Genomic DNA, 15,364 nt, shown 5'->3' with positions numbered 1-15,364 from the left:
ATAGCCATCTATACCGCCATTGTGCTACTATTCCGTTCAATATTGACGAGGCTACAGGTAATAAAAAGCATGCTCGAGAACATCCGTATTATTTTGGTGAGTACATCACACACTGGCAACATTGGCTCCACAGCGCGAGCGATGAAAACCATGGGCTTGAGTAGCCTCTATCTAGTTAATCCTGTACATGAGCCTGATGGTCAAGCAAGTGCTTTGGCTGCTGGGGCGGGGGACGTTTTAGCGAACGCCAAAATAGTTAGCACCTTAGAAGAAGCCGTGTCTGATTGTGGTTTGGTTGTGGGTACATCGGCCCGTTCTAGAACGCACTCATGGCCTATGCTAGGTCCACGTGAATGCGGTGAAAAACTAGTACAAGAAGTAAGTAACTTCCCTGTAGCGCTGGTATTTGGTCGCGAAAATAGTGGGTTAAGCAACGAAGAGTTACAACAATGTCACTTTCATATGTGTATTCCTGCAAACCCCGAATACAGCTCGCTGAACTTAGCCGCTGCGGTACAAACCTTATGCTATGAAATTCGTATGGCGTACTTAAACAAAGAAGCTTTACCTACGGCTGAAGAAGCGTACCCGCTGAATGAAGATTTAGAACGTTTTTATACGCACCTTGAATCAACATTAGAAGGTACGTCTTTCATTCGTAAGAGCCACCCTGGCGTGGTAATGACTAAACTTCGTCGTTTGTTCAATCGCGCTCGTCCTGAATCTCAAGAGCTCAACATATTACGTGGCATCTTGGCGTCTATCGATAAATCGGTCAAAGCGCCATTGCCAGAGCCTGACAACGAAAATGAATCACCTAACTAGGCGAGGCACTCGTGTTCTCTAGAATTAAAGACGACATTCAAGGGGTATTTCATCGCGACCCAGCGGCGCGAAATACCTTTGAAGTGTTAACCAATTACCCAGGTTTGCATGCCGTGTGGCTGCATCGTGTCAGTCACAAATTATGGAAAGCCGACTGGAAATGGTTGGCACGCAGTCTATCCACATTCAATCGGTGGCTAACGGGAATAGAAATTCACCCCGGGGCGACCCTAGGCCGCCGTGTATTTATCGACCATGGCATGGGCGTTGTGATTGGTGAAACAGCAGAAGTGGGCGACGACGTTACTTTGTATCACGGGGTAACATTAGGCGGTACTAGTTGGACGCCGGGGAAACGTCACCCTACATTAGAAAAGGGCGCGGTAGTAGGCGCAGGCGCTAAAGTGCTCGGTCCTATTACCATAGGTGAAAATGCCAAAGTTGGTTCTAATTCGGTAGTAGTAAAAGATATACCTGCAGGCGCCACAGCAGTGGGGATTCCTGGGCGAATTATTATCTCTAAGCAACAAAGTGATGCAGCGCAGATTAACCCCAATCGCCATAAAATTGCGGAAAAATACGGGTTCGATGCTTACGCAGTTGCGCCCGATAATCCAGATCCTGTCGCCAATGCTATGGGGATTATGTTAGAGCATATGCATCAGATGGACACCAAGGTAGAAGAGATGTGCAAAGTGATTCAATCCCTCGGTGGTGACGTTTGTACTGATAACTTGCATAACATATCTGCGCAAGATTTCGCCGATACAGGTATTGAATTTGCAGACGAGAGTAAAGCTAAAGCTGGCCAAGAGGCATTTGACCCAACAATCTAATCATTAATGGTTATTAAATTAATGGCATTTAAGTTACTAATTTTCAAACTTAAATTGTTTAGCAAAAGTTCAGCGATAAAAACGATTAGCGTAATCAATAATACTTGACTAAATTACTAGGTCTTATACTTGACCATTTTAGTCAGGTATGTGAAAATTCCTGCTATCTTAATAGCGGGAGGATTCTATGAAATTAACATCTAAAGGGCGCTACGCAGTAACGGCAATGCTTGATGTAGCATTGCATTCGACACGCGGTCCTGTGCCTCTCGCTGATATCTCTGAACGCCAAGCTATCTCGCTATCTTATTTAGAACAGCTTTTCTCTCGATTACGTAAAGATCAATTAGTCGACAGTGTTCGTGGGCCAGGTGGTGGCTATTTACTAGGGCGCGATGCAGCCAATATATCAATTGGTGAAGTTATTCGTGCGGTAGACGAATCTGTAGATGCTACCCGTTGCCAAGGGCAAGCTGACTGTCAAAGTGGTGACCGTTGCCTAACCCATAGTTTGTGGCAAGATTTGAGCGATCGTATAAGCTCCTTTTTAAACGATATTACTCTTGGTGAATTAATGGCGAAGCGCGATGTTCAGGAAGTGGCTGGGCGCCAAGATAAAAGCGCGTCTCTTCGTAATGTTGCCAACGATATCGAAGTTAGTTTTCAGTTATAACATCAGCTTTAGAGAATGTATAAATCGCTATGTCTCGTTCAACACCTATTTACTTAGATTATGCCGCTACAACACCTGTCGACCCACGGGTTGCAGAGAAAATGGTGCAATGCCTTACTCTAGATGGCAATTTCGGTAATCCTGCTTCCCGTTCGTATCGTTTTGGTTGGATGGCCGAAGAAGCAGTAGACGTCGCCCGCAATCAGATAAGTGATGCGCTGAACTGCGACCCACGTGAAATTGTTTTTACCTCGGGTGCGACAGAGTCAAACAATTTGGCTATTAAAGGTGTAGCCGAAGGCTATGCGAATAACGGCAAACATATCATTACCGTTAATACCGAACACAAAGCAGTACTTGATACCTGTGAACATTTAGAGAAACAAGGTTTTGAAGTAACCTATCTTGATGTAGATTCTTCTGGCCTTATTTCAGTTTCACAGCTTGAAGCGGCGATAACTGATGAGACTATTTTGATCTCAGTAATGCACGTGAATAATGAATTAGGTGTTGTTCAAGATATTAACGGTATCGGTGAGTTGTGCCGAGCGAAGAACATTATGTTTCATGTAGATGCGGCGCAAAGCGTGGGTAAACTCGCCATAGATTTACAGGCGTTACCAGTTGACCTGTTGTCTATTTCGGCACATAAAATTTATGGTCCGAAAGGCATGGGGGCGTTATACGTTCGCCGTCGTCCAAAAATTAATTTAGCTGCCCAAATTCATGGGGGCGGGCATGAACGGGGTATGCGTTCAGGTACATTAGCAACCCATCAGATTGTGGGCATGGGCGAAGCAATACACCTGGCCTATCAGCAGCTAGAACAGGATTCAGCTCACATTAGTGAGTTGAAAACAGCATTATGGGAAGGGCTAAGCCAGCTAGATGATGTTCACCTTAATGGCCATGAAACTCAACGTATAGCGAACATTTTAAATGTGAGTTTTGGTGGTGTTGATGGGGAAAGCATGATGATGGCGATGAACGATATTGCGGTATCTTCTGGCTCTGCCTGCACATCGGCAAGCTTAGAACCTTCATACGTATTACGCGCCATTGGTAGAAGTAGTGAACTTGCTCACGCTGGCATACGTTTTAGTATTGGTAGGTTCACCACATTAGACGATATTACCTACGTCATTAGCAAAGTTATCGACGTGGTAACCCGGTTACGGGAAGCAACAGTGCTGGCTGCAAGTCGTTAAGGCGATGTTGTACCCGCTTAGTCAAGCTTCACTGACGGGTATTTTAACTGTCCAAAAGCACGATATTTAATTTTTATTTAACAAGGCTGTTGAATATTTGAGTGAAATACTCAGGTATTATATAATACGGCTCCAAAATTTTAGGCTGTCTAGATATTCGATAGGAATATCGCAAATACGTTTTGGCAAATAGATAAATAGCCAAAACGGCGACGTGACTTACTGGCAAGACCGAGAGGCCAGTAGTGAAGGCAGCAAACGCAGGCAAACAAGTGAGATCCCAACATGAGTGAACAGATCGAACAGGCGTTAGAAAGAAAGTACGATGCTGGATTTTATTCAGAGATCGAATCTGAGACTTTTGAAAGTGGCCTCGACGAGTCAGTAATTCGCCGTATTTCAGCAATGAAAGACGAGCCAGAGTGGATGCTAGAATGGCGCTTAAAGGCGTATCATTCGTGGCTTGAAATGGAAGAGCCTGATTGGGCTCATGTCGATTATCCTAAAATTGACTATCAAGCCATTTCTTATTACTCGGCACCAAAGAGTATGAAAGACAAGCCTCAGTCACTTGACGAAGTTGACCCTGAACTGCTGCGTACCTACGAAAAGCTAGGTATTCCGTTGCACGAACAAGAAATGCTAGCGGGCGTTGCAGTAGACGCGGTATTCGACTCAGTATCGGTGGTAACCACTTTTCGCAGCAAGTTAGAAGAAGCGGGCGTTATCTTTTGCCCCATTTCAGAAGCACTTGTGAAATACCCAGATTTAGTGAAAAAGTACATCGGCTCGGTAGTACCGCGCACCGATAACTACTTTGCCGCATTAAACAGTGCCGTATTTACCGATGGATCATTCGTTTATATTCCAAAAGGCACACGTTGCCCTATGGAGCTTTCTACATATTTCCGTATAAACGAAATGAACACAGGTCAGTTTGAACGTACTTTAATTGTTGCTGAAGAAGGCAGCTACGTAAGCTACTTAGAAGGCTGTACTGCACCTCAGCGTGATGAAAATCAATTGCACGCTGCCGTGGTTGAATTGGTTGCTATGGATGACGCTACTATTAAGTACTCAACCGTACAAAACTGGTACCCAGGTGATGAAAACGGTAAAGGCGGTATTTACAACTTTGTGACCAAGCGTGGTATTTGTCATAAGAACGCAAAAATCTCGTGGACCCAAGTTGAAACGGGTTCAGCAGTAACCTGGAAATACCCAAGCTGTGTGCTTAAAGGTGATAACAGCGTAGGTGAGTTTTACTCAGTAGCGTTAACCCGCGGTAGGCAGCAAGCCGACACGGGTACTAAAATGATTCACCTTGGTAAGAACACACGCTCTACCATTATCTCTAAAGGTATTTCAGCGGGTAACAGTAACAACGCTTATCGTGGTTTAGTGCAAATGGGCCCACGTGCCGATGGCGCACGTAATTTCACAGAATGTGACTCGCTACTAATTGGCGATAAATGTGGCGCACACACGTTCCCGTATATAGAAAGTAGAAATCCAAGTGCCATTGTTGAGCATGAAGCAACAACGTCGAAAGTAAGCGACGAGCAGTTGTTCTTGTGTAAACAACGTGGTTTAGACACAGAAAAAGCCGTATCTATGATTGTTAACGGTTTCTGTAAAGAAGTATTCAAAGAGCTGCCGATGGAATTCGCCGTAGAAGCCGGCAAGCTGCTCGAAATTAGTCTTGAAGGTTCAGTGGGGTAATCAATGCTTAGTATCAAGAATTTACATGCCAGCGTAGAAGAGAAAAACATCATTAAAGGGCTTAGCCTAGAAGTTAAGCCAGGTGAAGTACACGCTATCATGGGCCCTAACGGTGCCGGTAAGAGTACCCTTGGTTACGTACTTTCTGGCCGTGATGGCTACGAAGTGAGCGAAGGCGATGTAACACTGAACGGTAAAGATTTACTTGATTTAGAAGTTGAAGAACGTGCCCGCGAAGGTTTGTTCTTAGCGTTTCAATATCCAGTAGAAATTCCAGGCGTTAGCAACATGGAATTCATGAAAGAGTCTGTAAATGCTATGCGTGAACAGCGCGGCAAAGAGCCTCTTACTGCAGCAGAGTTTTTAAAGAAAGCGAAAGAAGCCTGTAAGCAAGTTCAATTGCCGCTAGATTTCTTAAAGCGTGGTGTTAACGAAGGCTTCTCTGGTGGTGAGAAAAAGCGTAACGAAATCATGCAAATGATTTTGTTAGAGCCAAAGCTTTGTATTCTAGATGAGTCTGACTCAGGTCTAGACGTTGATGCACTTCAAGTGGTTGCCGATGGTGTTAACAGCCAACGTGACGGTGAGCGTAGCTTTATTGTAGTGACTCACTACCAGCGTTTGCTTGATTACATCAAACCTGACTTTGTACACATTCTTGCCGACGGTAAAATTGTGAAAAGTGGTGATGCATCACTGGCGCTAGAAGTAGAGAAAAGTGGTTATGCTTTCTTAGGTAAAGCATACGAGGAGGCTGAAGCATGAGTCAATGGCTAGAACAGGTCATTGATGGGGCAGCGCTAGATGATTATCTGGCGCCCGTGCGTCAGCAGGCCTTAACACAGTTAAAAAACGATGGTTGGCCAAAACGCCGAAACGAAAGCTGGATCAATACGCCACTTACGCCCGTTGAAAAGCGTAACGTTGCGATTGCCACCCAAGCTGACAGCGTACCTGTACCAAACATCGATAACCTAAACGCACTTGATATCGTATTTGTTGATGGTGTGTTAGTAACGCAAATTAACACGCTTGACGTGCCAGAAGGCATGACAATTACATCGCTTAACGTTGACGATGCAAGCACGCAAGCAGCTATTGCTAGTGTGTTTGGTCAAGTGAAGCCAACGCGCCATTTATTTGGCCGTGTTAACGATGCACTTTGCCAGCACGGTGTTTTCATTAATGTAGTAGACGGCGCAAAAGTTACCAAGCCTATTCGCATAGTGAATTTAGCGACTAAAAACGTGGATGCCCATACTCGCGTATTGGTTAAGCTAGGTAACGCATCAAGCGCAGTTATCATTGAACAAGGTTCAGGTGATACCGATAGCCTTACAACAGCATTCGCTGAATACGATATTGCCGATGATGCGCACTTAGAGCATTACCGCTTTGCTATGTTTACTGGCAGTGCTAAGCAACTAGGTGGTAGCCACTTTATGTTGCATAACCGCTCAACGCTAAATAGCACCCTAGTGGGCTATGGCAGTGAGTTGTCGCGCTTAGATGTGGATATGCATCATGCAGGTGAATTTGCGAACGCCAAAATGAACGCGATTTATTTATTGGCGGAAGGTGAGTTGTTCGACTTACATTCAACCATTGAGCACGCTATGCCTAACGGCACCACGGAAGAAAACGCTCGCGGTATTGTGGGTGATAAAGCTCGTGCGGTATTCAATGGTCGTATTCACATTCACCGTGATGCACAGAAAACCTTGGCAGAGCTTAACAACCGTAACTTGTTGTTGTCTCGTCGTGGTGTTATCAACACAAAACCTGAACTAGAAATTTATGCCGACGACGTGCGCTGTGCTCATGGTGCAACAGTGGCAGAAATTGAAGGTGAAGCGCTTTATTATATGCTGACTCGCGGCGTACCGCGCAGCAAAGCTTTGGTGATGCTGAACTTTGGTTTCATTCAAGAGCTGATTAACGATATGCCAAATGCGGCTATTCGTGATTGGTTACTTCCTGTGCTAAGCGAGCGCTTTGCACACATGGAGGTTAAATGAGCTTAGACGTTGCTGCGCTTCGCGCCCAGTTTCCAATCCTTGCTAAGACGGTAGACGGTAAGCCTCTGGTTTACCTCGACAATGCGGCTTCAACGCAAAAGCCACAAGCGGTAATTGATGCCATTGTCGATTTCTACACGAATACCAATGCCAACGTGCACCGAGGCGCCCATCATTTGTCTGATGAAGCAACCCGTCGTTATGAAAACGCGCGCACCAGCGTAGCTGGTTTCATTAACGCCAGTGCGCGTGAAGAAGTGATTTGGACTAGCGGTACCACTGAAGCCATTAATATTGTGGCTAACGGGGTAGGGCAACTGCTTCGCGAAGGCGACCAAGTCATGGTGACAGAATTAGAGCACCATGCAAACTTGGTCACGTGGCAACAAGCGTGTCGACGTTCAGGCGCAACACTAAATATTGTGCCGATATTCGACAACGGTGAGCTCGATATCGATGCATTCGATAGACTGCTAACACCCAACACTAAAATGGTGGCGTTTCCGCATGTATCTAATGCATTAGGTACAGTAAACCCCATTAAATTGCTAACTGAAAAAGCGAAAGCAGTAGGTGCATGGGTATTAGTTGACGGCGCGCAGGGCATTGCCCATGGCGGCGTTGACGTGCAAGAGATTGGTTGTGATTTTTACGTCTTCTCTGGACACAAGTTGTTCGGACCCACAGGTATAGGTGTTTTGTGGGGCCGTAAGTCGGTGCTAGAAGACTGGCCTGTATGGCAAACTGGCGGCGAAATGATAAAAGACGTCACTTATCATGAAGCCACCTGGGGCGAATTGCCAAACCGCTTAGAGGCAGGCACGCCTAATATTGCAGGCGCTATTGGTTTAGGTGCAGCAGTTGATTGGTTTAAAAACCTTGATATGGCCGCATTACATAACCATGAACAAGCTTTATTACGCTACGCCACTGAACAAGCACTTGCTCTTGACGGCATGCGTTTAATTGGCACAGCGCCTAACAAAGTCGGTGTATTAAGCTTTTTATTAGACGGCGCGCACCCTGCCGATGTTGGGTTTATTCTTGACAGACAAGGCGTAGCAATAAGAACAGGCGATAACTGTGCTCAGCCGCTGATGAAGCGCTTTGGTATTCCAGGCACTGCGCGTGCATCGTTCTCAATTTACAACACGCTTGAAGAAGTGGACAGCTTATTTGCTGCACTTAAAAAAGCGAAAATGATGTTGGCCTAAGGAGGCACTATGAGTGTTGAAACATTTGTTCCTAGCACAAAGCTTATTACCTTGAGCGACAGCGCCATTAAGCACTTTGAAAGCAAGCTCAAAGATAAACCGGGTCAGTTAATCCGCTTGTCTACTCGTGTAAGCGGCTGTACCGGTTATGCATACGAACTTGATTTTGCTGATAGCGCGAAAGACAGTGACGAAATTGTAGAAATTTCGCCAACCCTTCGTGTTGCGGTTTCAGAAGATGCTGCCGACCTAGTACGTAGTACAGAAATCGACTACGTGACTGAAGGCGTGAACGGCATTATTAAGTACAACAACCCGAATGTGGTTGATGAGTGTGGTTGTGGCGAAAGCTTCAACGTTGGCTAACTGCAATATTAAGAAGTTATAGCATGAAGCAGAAGATGGTGGTGACAGAACGAGAGTGTAAAGCACGTCTTGTTCCTGCAGGAAACCCTGCAACCATACCAGAAGGTGAGTTTGTTACGATCACGCAAGATTTAGGTGGAAACTACACCGTTACGTGGCGTGGCAATATGTACCGTATTGACGGCACCGATGCCGATGCAATCGGCCGCAAAGCCCAAGTGCTTAATTTTTCTGAGCTTGAAGATGGCAAAGTCAGTGAGCAGCAAGTCTGGGATGCGCTTGAAACTATCTTCGACCCTGAAATACCCATTAACTTGGTGTCGCTGGGGCTTATCTATAAGGTTAGCGTTAATCAAGATAACGGTGAAGTTGATATAGATATGACCTTAACTGCGCCAGGCTGCGGCATGGGCCCGGTATTGGTGGGCGATGTTGAATATCGTGTAGCATTGGTTCCTTTCGTTACCGCTGTGAATGTAGAGTTAGTCTTCGACCCTGCGTGGTCACGAGAAATGATGAGTGAAGAAGCGCAGCTAGAAGCTGGCCTTTTCTTTTAATAACACAGGAATATCCATGGCATTACCCTCTACTGAAGAAATTATTGATGATTTAGCGTTTTTCGATGATTGGGAACAGCGCTATCAATATATTATCGATTTAGGTAAATCTGTACCAGGCTTGGCAGAAGACAAGCGCACGCCAGACAGACTTGTAAAAGGTTGCCAAAGCAGTGTGTGGCTGGTTGAGTCGTACAACAATAACCAAATTACCTTCGAAGTAGACAGTGACGCAGTGATTGTTCAAGGCTTATTAGCGTTAGTTTTGGCGGCTTACAATAATAAATCGCCGAAAGACATTCTTGAATTTGATATTGATGGCTATTTCGAAGCATTAGATTTAGAACGCCATATTACGCCTACTCGCGGTAATGGTCTTCGTGCAATAGTGGCAAAAATTCAGCATCTTGCGAAAGAAAACAGTTAGTTATATTTAAATTGGTGTGGAGCGTTAGCCTAAATTAAGTGCTACAACTGTCCCTTGCCTAAGTCGCGGTAATCGCTGTCATAATAGTGTCATCGTTATCACGTGTAGTAGAACGCCATGGGGTGTTGAAATCGCCGCTGGTCAAGCCGTTAATAATTGCCTATAATTCGCGGCCAAAAATACATAAGACTTAATTTGTTTGGAGAGAACAATGGCTCTAGAGCGTACTTTTTCGATTATCAAGCCTGATGCGGTAGCTAAAAACGTTATCGGTGCAATTTACAACCGTTTCGAATCTGCAGGTCTTCGCATCGTGGCATCTAAGATGATCCACATGAGCAAAGAACAAGCTGAAGGTTTTTACGCAGAACATAAAGAACGTCCTTTTTTCGGCGCTCTAGTTGATTTCATGACATCTGGCCCAGTTATGGTTCAGGTTCTTGAAGGCGAAAACGCTGTTGTTAAAAACCGTGAAATCATGGGTGCAACTAACCCAGCTGATGCTGCTGCTGGAACACTTCGTTCTGACTACGCTGCTTCAATTGATGAAAACGCATGTCACGGTTCTGATGCACCAGAATCAGCTGCACGTGAAATTGCTTACTTCTTCTCTGAAGAAGAGATTTGTCCTCGTACGCGTTAATCGCAAACGACCGAATCTAAAAAACGAGGCTTCGGCCTCGTTTTTTGTTTCTGTAAGTCTGTTTTTTCGCTTTATTGTCTGGCGTCTGGCATTGGTTCACTTCGTCAAGTAACAGCAACAATATAGCTTGTTACACCCTGTATTTAGTCTGTGGGTTACGCTTTTTCTAGTTGAACAAGTATGGTAAAATCCGCGCAAATTTTGAACGGCTTTGGTCTATGACTTTTGACCGTTTTGGGCGTAACGTTTTTCTTAGCAGCATATCTTCTGCTTACGTCCTACAAGTGAACGGCTTTTCACTACTTACTTTTTAAGTGTAATCCATTATTTAGGGGCACCTGATAAAGGCTCCCGAGGCTTCACCTTAATAACGCAAGTAGATTTAGAGCAACATGGATTCGAACCTCCAAATGTCCGTTCGCGTCATCATATTAGCAGTACAAGGCAATAGCCTTGAATAGGTAAAAGGGTCATCATTTTATGGCAAAGACAAATTTGTTAAATCTTAATCGCGAAGGCTTGCGTAATTTCTTCAAAGAAAAAGGAGAAAAACCATTTCGTGCCGATCAGGTAATGAAGTGGATTTATCAGCAGGGTGAAAGCGATTTTGAGAAAATGAGCAACCTGAATAAAAACCTGCGCGCGATGTTGATAGAACACTGTGAAGTGAAAGCGCCAGAGATTGCCTATTTCCAAGAAGCCAGCGATGGCACAATTAAGTTCGCGTTAGCCCTTGAAGGTGGTCAGGAAGTGGAAACGGTATGGATCCCAGAAGCCGACCGTGCAACGCTTTGTGTATCGTCACAAGTAGGCTGTGCCCTTGAATGTACATTCTGTTCTACTGCTCAACAAGGCTTTAACCGTAATTTGAGCGTCAGTGAAATTATTGGTCAAGTATGGCGTGTCGCTACCTTCCTTGGTTTATCAAAAGATACCAGCAAACGACCTATCACTAACGTAGTGATGATGGGTATGGGTGAGCCTTTGCTTAACCTTAAAAACGTGGTGCCTGCCATGAACATCATGTTAGATGACTTCGGGTTTGGCTTATCTAAGCGCCGCGTGACATTAAGTACCTCGGGTGTTGTACCTGCACTTGATATGCTTGGTGACCAAATCGATGTGGCCTTAGCGATTTCATTGCATGCGCCAAACGACGAGCTGCGTAATGAAATTGTACCGGTGAATAAAAAATACAACATTGAAGCCTTTTTGGCTGGCGTACGTCGTTATCTTGAAAAGTCGAAAGCTAACCAAGGTCGAGTGACGGTTGAATACGTTATGCTCTCGCACATTAACGACAGTACTGACCAAGCCCATGAATTAGCGAAAGTATTGAAAGATACACCGTGTAAAATAAACTTAATTCCGTTTAACCCTTATCCGGGTTCACCGTACCTTTGTTCAAGCAATTCTCGTATAGATAGATTCTCAAAAGTGCTTATGGATTATGGGTTTACCACCGTTGTACGTAAAACACGAGGCGACGATATCGATGCTGCTTGTGGGCAATTAGTGGGTGATGTAGTAGACAGAACTAAACGATTGTTAAAAAAACAGGTGAAGGGCGAAGCGATTTCGGTAAAAATGGCCCAATAATCATTAAGATATTAGGGTAATAACATGCGAATAGGATTGATAGCAGCTGTAGTCTTTTTAGCGGGGTGCGTAAGCAACTCGCAACCTGGAAGTTACAATAGTAACTTTGACCGCCAGGAAGCTGCTAAAACTCGTATGTCTTTAGGGTTAACCTACCTTAAAAACAATAATTATAAACAAGCTAAAGTTAATCTAGACCAAGCGCTAGAGTACGACCCACGTTCAGCTGAAGTCAATTACGCTATTGCGTACTATTACCAACTGGTAGGGGAAGTGAATCGAGCCGATGAGCTCTATCAAACGGCAATGTCGTTAGCACCAAACAACGGCGATATCGCAAACAGTTATGGTGCGTTCAAGTGCCAAGACGGTGATTACGACGGCGCTAAGGAGTACTTCCTTAAGGCCGTTAGTAATCAACAATATGCTAATTCCGCAGAAACTTATGAAAACTTGGCCCTATGTGCACAAAGCCAAGGCAATACTGAAGATGCTATTACCTATTTTCAAAATGCTCTCAAACACCAGCCCCTACGTGCTAAAAGTTTATACTTACTGACAGAGCTTTATGTTGCCACCGAGCAGTGGACATCAGCTAAGTACACGTTAGACAAGTATCAACGCGTCGCTAAACCTTCTCCTGATTCATTATGGCTGTCTTTTGAAATACACCAAGGAACAAACGACTGGGAAGGGGCAAAAGAAGTAGGGTATAAATTATCAACCTTATTTCCAGACAGTCCGTATACAGCTGACTATAAGAATATTCTTGCGCAGCATACTCCACAGGTTGAACGAAAAGTAAAAGGGGAAGATACTAATGCTGATAAAGTATCTAACTCAGTACAGGCAGAAACAGAAACAGAAACAAAAACGGGGTTGTCTTCCCAGCAAGCGCAATTCCACATAGTAAAGGCGAACGAAAACCTTTATCGTATTTCTCTAAAGCATAACATTAAAATTACCTCGCTGAAGGAGTGGAACAACATTGAGAATGCTGGCTCGATTTTTGCCGGTATGAAGCTTTGGTTAGTACCACACAACATGCAAGGGGAATAGGAAGTCGAATGGTGTCAGAACAACAAACGACTGAAGAAGCAGGTTTCGCACAAGAATCTACCGTGCCAAGCCCAGGTAAAATGCTTCGAGAGCGACGGGAATCGCTAGGGCTAACTCAGCAACAAATTGCTGATAAGCTTTTCTTGAAAGTCTCGCAAATCAACGCCTTAGAAGAAGATGCTGTGGATAAAACCACATCTATTACTTTCACCAAGGGCTATGTAAGAAACTACGCGAAACAACTAGGGCTAAATGCCGAACAGGTTGTTGCTGCCTTTGAGCAATATCATACAAGTGTAGAACCTCCAGCTAAACTCCAGAGTTTTTCTCGTCGTGTCGCTAAACAGACACACGATGATCGCTGGATGATGGTTACCTATATTATTTTGTTGCTGATAATCGGTGGCATTGTAGCGTGGTGGGTTCAACAACCTAGTGATGAAGCTATCGTTGAAGCGCCTAATCTTGACAAAATTAAAGAGGAAGCGGCAAACACCTCCATTCCTGAAGCAACTATTCGTACCAATTCGGGTGTGTTAAACAGCACAATTCCTGATTCGAGTACTGAAACGGAAAGTCCCACGCTTCCTCAATCTGGCGATGGCAATTTCAACAGTAGCGGCAATAGCAGTAATGCAGACGATGAAAGCTTGCCACCATCTGCAGGTATTAACCAAAGTAATAACCTGACAGCATTAGTGAGCGACTCAGATTCCGGCGACATCCGCTTTGGTAGTCAAGTTGCAAGCAACTCATCAACCTCAGGCAGTCAAAGCGGGGCGGTGCCTATATCGATGACATTTACCTTTGATGATGATTGTTGGGTGAACATAAAAGACGCAACCGGTGAGGCAATTGCTTACGGTGTTAAGCAATCTGGCCGCGTAATGGAAATTCAAGGTGTGCCTCCTGTTGCAGTTACACTCGGCAAACCGGATAATGTACGTATATCAGTTAATGGCGACCCCGTGGATATCACGGCCTTTCAAAATGGCCAGATTGCGCGATTCTCGCTTCCTATGTAGGTAATTAGATGTTTGCAGAAAGTCCTATCAAACGCAGAAAGTCCACGCGTATTAATGTAGGTAATATTCCTATTGGCGATGGCGCGCCCATTGCCGTTCAATCTATGACGAATACTCGTACCACTGATGTGGCTGCGACGGTTGATCAAATTAATCGTATTGTCGCCGTGGGTGGCGAGATTGTTCGCGTGTCCGTGCCTACCATGGACGCCGCTGAAGCATTCAAAGAAATTCGTAAGCAAGTTAGCACGCCTTTGGTCGCTGATATTCATTTCGACTACCGTATAGCACTTAAAGTGGCCGAGTACGGTGTTGATTGTTTGCGAATTAACCCAGGTAATATCGGCAATATGGAGCGTGTACGTTCTGTTGTTGATTGTGCCAAAGACAAGAACATCCCTATTCGCATTGGCGTAAATGGTGGCTCTCTCGAAAAAGACTTACAAGAAAAATACGGAGAGCCTACACCTGAAGCTTTGGTTGAGTCGGCCATGCGACATGTAGACATACTCGATAAGCTTAACTTCGACCAGTTTAAAGTGAGTGTTAAAGCCTCTGATGTATTTCTGGCGGTAGGTGCTTATCGACTATTAGCAGAGCAAATCGATCAGCCACTTCATTTAGGTATTACTGAAGCTGGCGGTCAACGTGCAGGCGCAGTAAAAAGCTCTGTTGGTTTAGGTATGCTGCTGGCAGAGGGTATCGGCGATACTATTCGTATTTCACTGGCTGCCGATCCGGTTGAAGAAATCAAAGTGGGTTTTGACATTTTAAAGTCGCTTCGAATTCGCTCACGTGGCATTAACTTTATCGCATGCCCAAGCTGTTCAAGACAAGAGTTCGACGTAATCGGTACGGTCAACGCGTTAGAACAACGTCTTGAAGATATTCTAACGCCTATGGACGTGTCTATTATCGGCTGTGTTGTAAATGGTCCAGGTGAAGCTGAAGTATCAGACTTAGGCTTGACGGGCGCCAGAAACATGAGCGGGTTATACGAAGATGGTAAACGCGTGAAAGAACGATTAGCCAACGATGACCTTATCGATAAGCTTGAGACAAGAATTCGTGCCAAAGCAACCCGTATGAGCGAAGCCAACAAAATACAGGTATCGGTGAAAGACTAAGCCTGTACGATTGTTGTTTATCTTCAAAGCCCCTATAATGCGGGGCTTTTCACTATTTAGCAGTA

The 15,364-nt window shown here is 44.8% G+C and carries 16 protein-coding genes; all 16 read left to right on the top strand.

The genetic code is table 11. The features are described 5' to 3' along the window. The first annotated feature begins 69 nt into the window (after positions 1–69). The 16 genes from trmJ (at position 70) to ispG (ending at position 15,299) form a co-directional block, all read left to right on the top strand. Entirely contained in the window at positions 70–825 is a 756-nt protein-coding gene (trmJ, locus tag AV939_RS13580; protein WP_057790570.1) for a tRNA (cytosine(32)/uridine(32)-2'-O)-methyltransferase TrmJ, read from the top strand. An 11-nt stretch (positions 826–836) separates the two neighbouring features. Continuing rightward, positions 837–1,661: a serine O-acetyltransferase gene (gene cysE, locus AV939_RS13575; protein ID WP_057790571.1), complete on the top strand. Its 825-nt coding sequence runs from the start codon at positions 837–839 to the stop codon at positions 1,659–1,661. Between the two features lie 187 nt (positions 1,662–1,848). Beyond that, positions 1,849–2,334, top strand: a complete 486-nt coding sequence (gene iscR, locus AV939_RS13570) for a Fe-S cluster assembly transcriptional regulator IscR (protein WP_057790573.1) — start codon at positions 1,849–1,851, stop codon at positions 2,332–2,334. Positions 2,335–2,363: 29 nt separating this feature from the next. Then, positions 2,364–3,542, top strand: a complete 1,179-nt coding sequence (locus tag AV939_RS13565) for an IscS subfamily cysteine desulfurase (protein WP_057790575.1) — start codon at positions 2,364–2,366, stop codon at positions 3,540–3,542. Between the two features lie 285 nt (positions 3,543–3,827). Continuing rightward, positions 3,828–5,264, top strand: coding sequence for a Fe-S cluster assembly protein SufB (sufB, locus tag AV939_RS13560; RefSeq protein ID WP_057790577.1), 1,437 nt, complete (start codon positions 3,828–3,830; stop codon positions 5,262–5,264). Positions 5,265–5,267: 3 nt separating this feature from the next. Further along, positions 5,268–6,029 carry a Fe-S cluster assembly ATPase SufC gene (gene sufC, locus AV939_RS13555; RefSeq protein WP_057790579.1) on the top strand — a complete coding sequence of 254 codons (762 nt, stop codon included), beginning with the start codon at positions 5,268–5,270 and terminating at the stop codon, positions 6,027–6,029. Beyond that, positions 6,026–7,282, top strand: coding sequence for a Fe-S cluster assembly protein SufD (sufD, locus tag AV939_RS13550; protein WP_057790581.1), 1,257 nt, complete (start codon positions 6,026–6,028; stop codon positions 7,280–7,282). The genes sufC and sufD overlap by 4 nt, the downstream gene beginning before the upstream one ends. Continuing rightward, a complete protein-coding gene (locus tag AV939_RS13545) occupies positions 7,279–8,496 on the top strand; it encodes an aminotransferase class V-fold PLP-dependent enzyme (RefSeq protein ID WP_057790583.1) in 1,218 nt (405 codons plus the stop codon). Before sufD ends, AV939_RS13545 begins: the two co-directional genes overlap by 4 nt. A gap of 9 nt (positions 8,497–8,505) precedes the next feature. Further along, a complete protein-coding gene (locus tag AV939_RS13540) occupies positions 8,506–8,862 on the top strand; it encodes a HesB/IscA family protein (protein ID WP_057790584.1) in 357 nt (118 codons plus the stop codon). A gap of 23 nt (positions 8,863–8,885) precedes the next feature. Next, on the top strand, positions 8,886–9,419 hold the full coding sequence (gene sufT, locus AV939_RS13535) for a putative Fe-S cluster assembly protein SufT (RefSeq protein ID WP_057790586.1): 534 nt from the start codon (positions 8,886–8,888) through the stop codon (positions 9,417–9,419). A 16-nt stretch (positions 9,420–9,435) separates the two neighbouring features. Then, positions 9,436–9,846 carry a SufE family protein gene (locus tag AV939_RS13530; protein ID WP_057790588.1) on the top strand — a complete coding sequence of 137 codons (411 nt, stop codon included), beginning with the start codon at positions 9,436–9,438 and terminating at the stop codon, positions 9,844–9,846. Between the two features lie 211 nt (positions 9,847–10,057). Beyond that, positions 10,058–10,489, top strand: a complete 432-nt coding sequence (ndk, locus tag AV939_RS13525; protein WP_013783282.1) for a nucleoside-diphosphate kinase — start codon at positions 10,058–10,060, stop codon at positions 10,487–10,489. Between the two features lie 480 nt (positions 10,490–10,969). Beyond that, the gene (locus tag AV939_RS13520; protein ID WP_013783283.1) at positions 10,970–12,088 is read left to right on the top strand and encodes a bifunctional tRNA (adenosine(37)-C2)-methyltransferase TrmG/ribosomal RNA large subunit methyltransferase RlmN; all 1,119 of its coding nucleotides are present in this window, start codon (positions 10,970–10,972) and stop codon (positions 12,086–12,088) included. A gap of 24 nt (positions 12,089–12,112) precedes the next feature. Beyond that, positions 12,113–13,147, top strand: a complete 1,035-nt coding sequence (pilW, locus tag AV939_RS13515; RefSeq protein ID WP_057790590.1) for a type IV pilus biogenesis/stability protein PilW — start codon at positions 12,113–12,115, stop codon at positions 13,145–13,147. A gap of 8 nt (positions 13,148–13,155) precedes the next feature. Then, complete coding sequence (locus AV939_RS13510; protein WP_057790591.1) at positions 13,156–14,172, top strand: RodZ domain-containing protein; 1,017 nt, start codon at positions 13,156–13,158, stop codon at positions 14,170–14,172. Between the two features lie 8 nt (positions 14,173–14,180). Continuing rightward, the gene (gene ispG / locus AV939_RS13505; protein WP_057790593.1) at positions 14,181–15,299 is read left to right on the top strand and encodes a flavodoxin-dependent (E)-4-hydroxy-3-methylbut-2-enyl-diphosphate synthase; all 1,119 of its coding nucleotides are present in this window, start codon (positions 14,181–14,183) and stop codon (positions 15,297–15,299) included. Positions 15,300–15,364: the final 65 nt, after the last annotated feature.

Origin of the sequence: Alteromonas sp. Mac1 (genome assembly GCF_001562125.1) — a bacterium.
Taxonomy (GTDB): Bacteria; Pseudomonadota; Gammaproteobacteria; order Enterobacterales; family Alteromonadaceae; genus Alteromonas; species Alteromonas stellipolaris.
The sequence above is the reverse complement of the archived record's forward strand: the minus strand, read 5'-3'. Positions and strand labels throughout refer to the sequence as shown.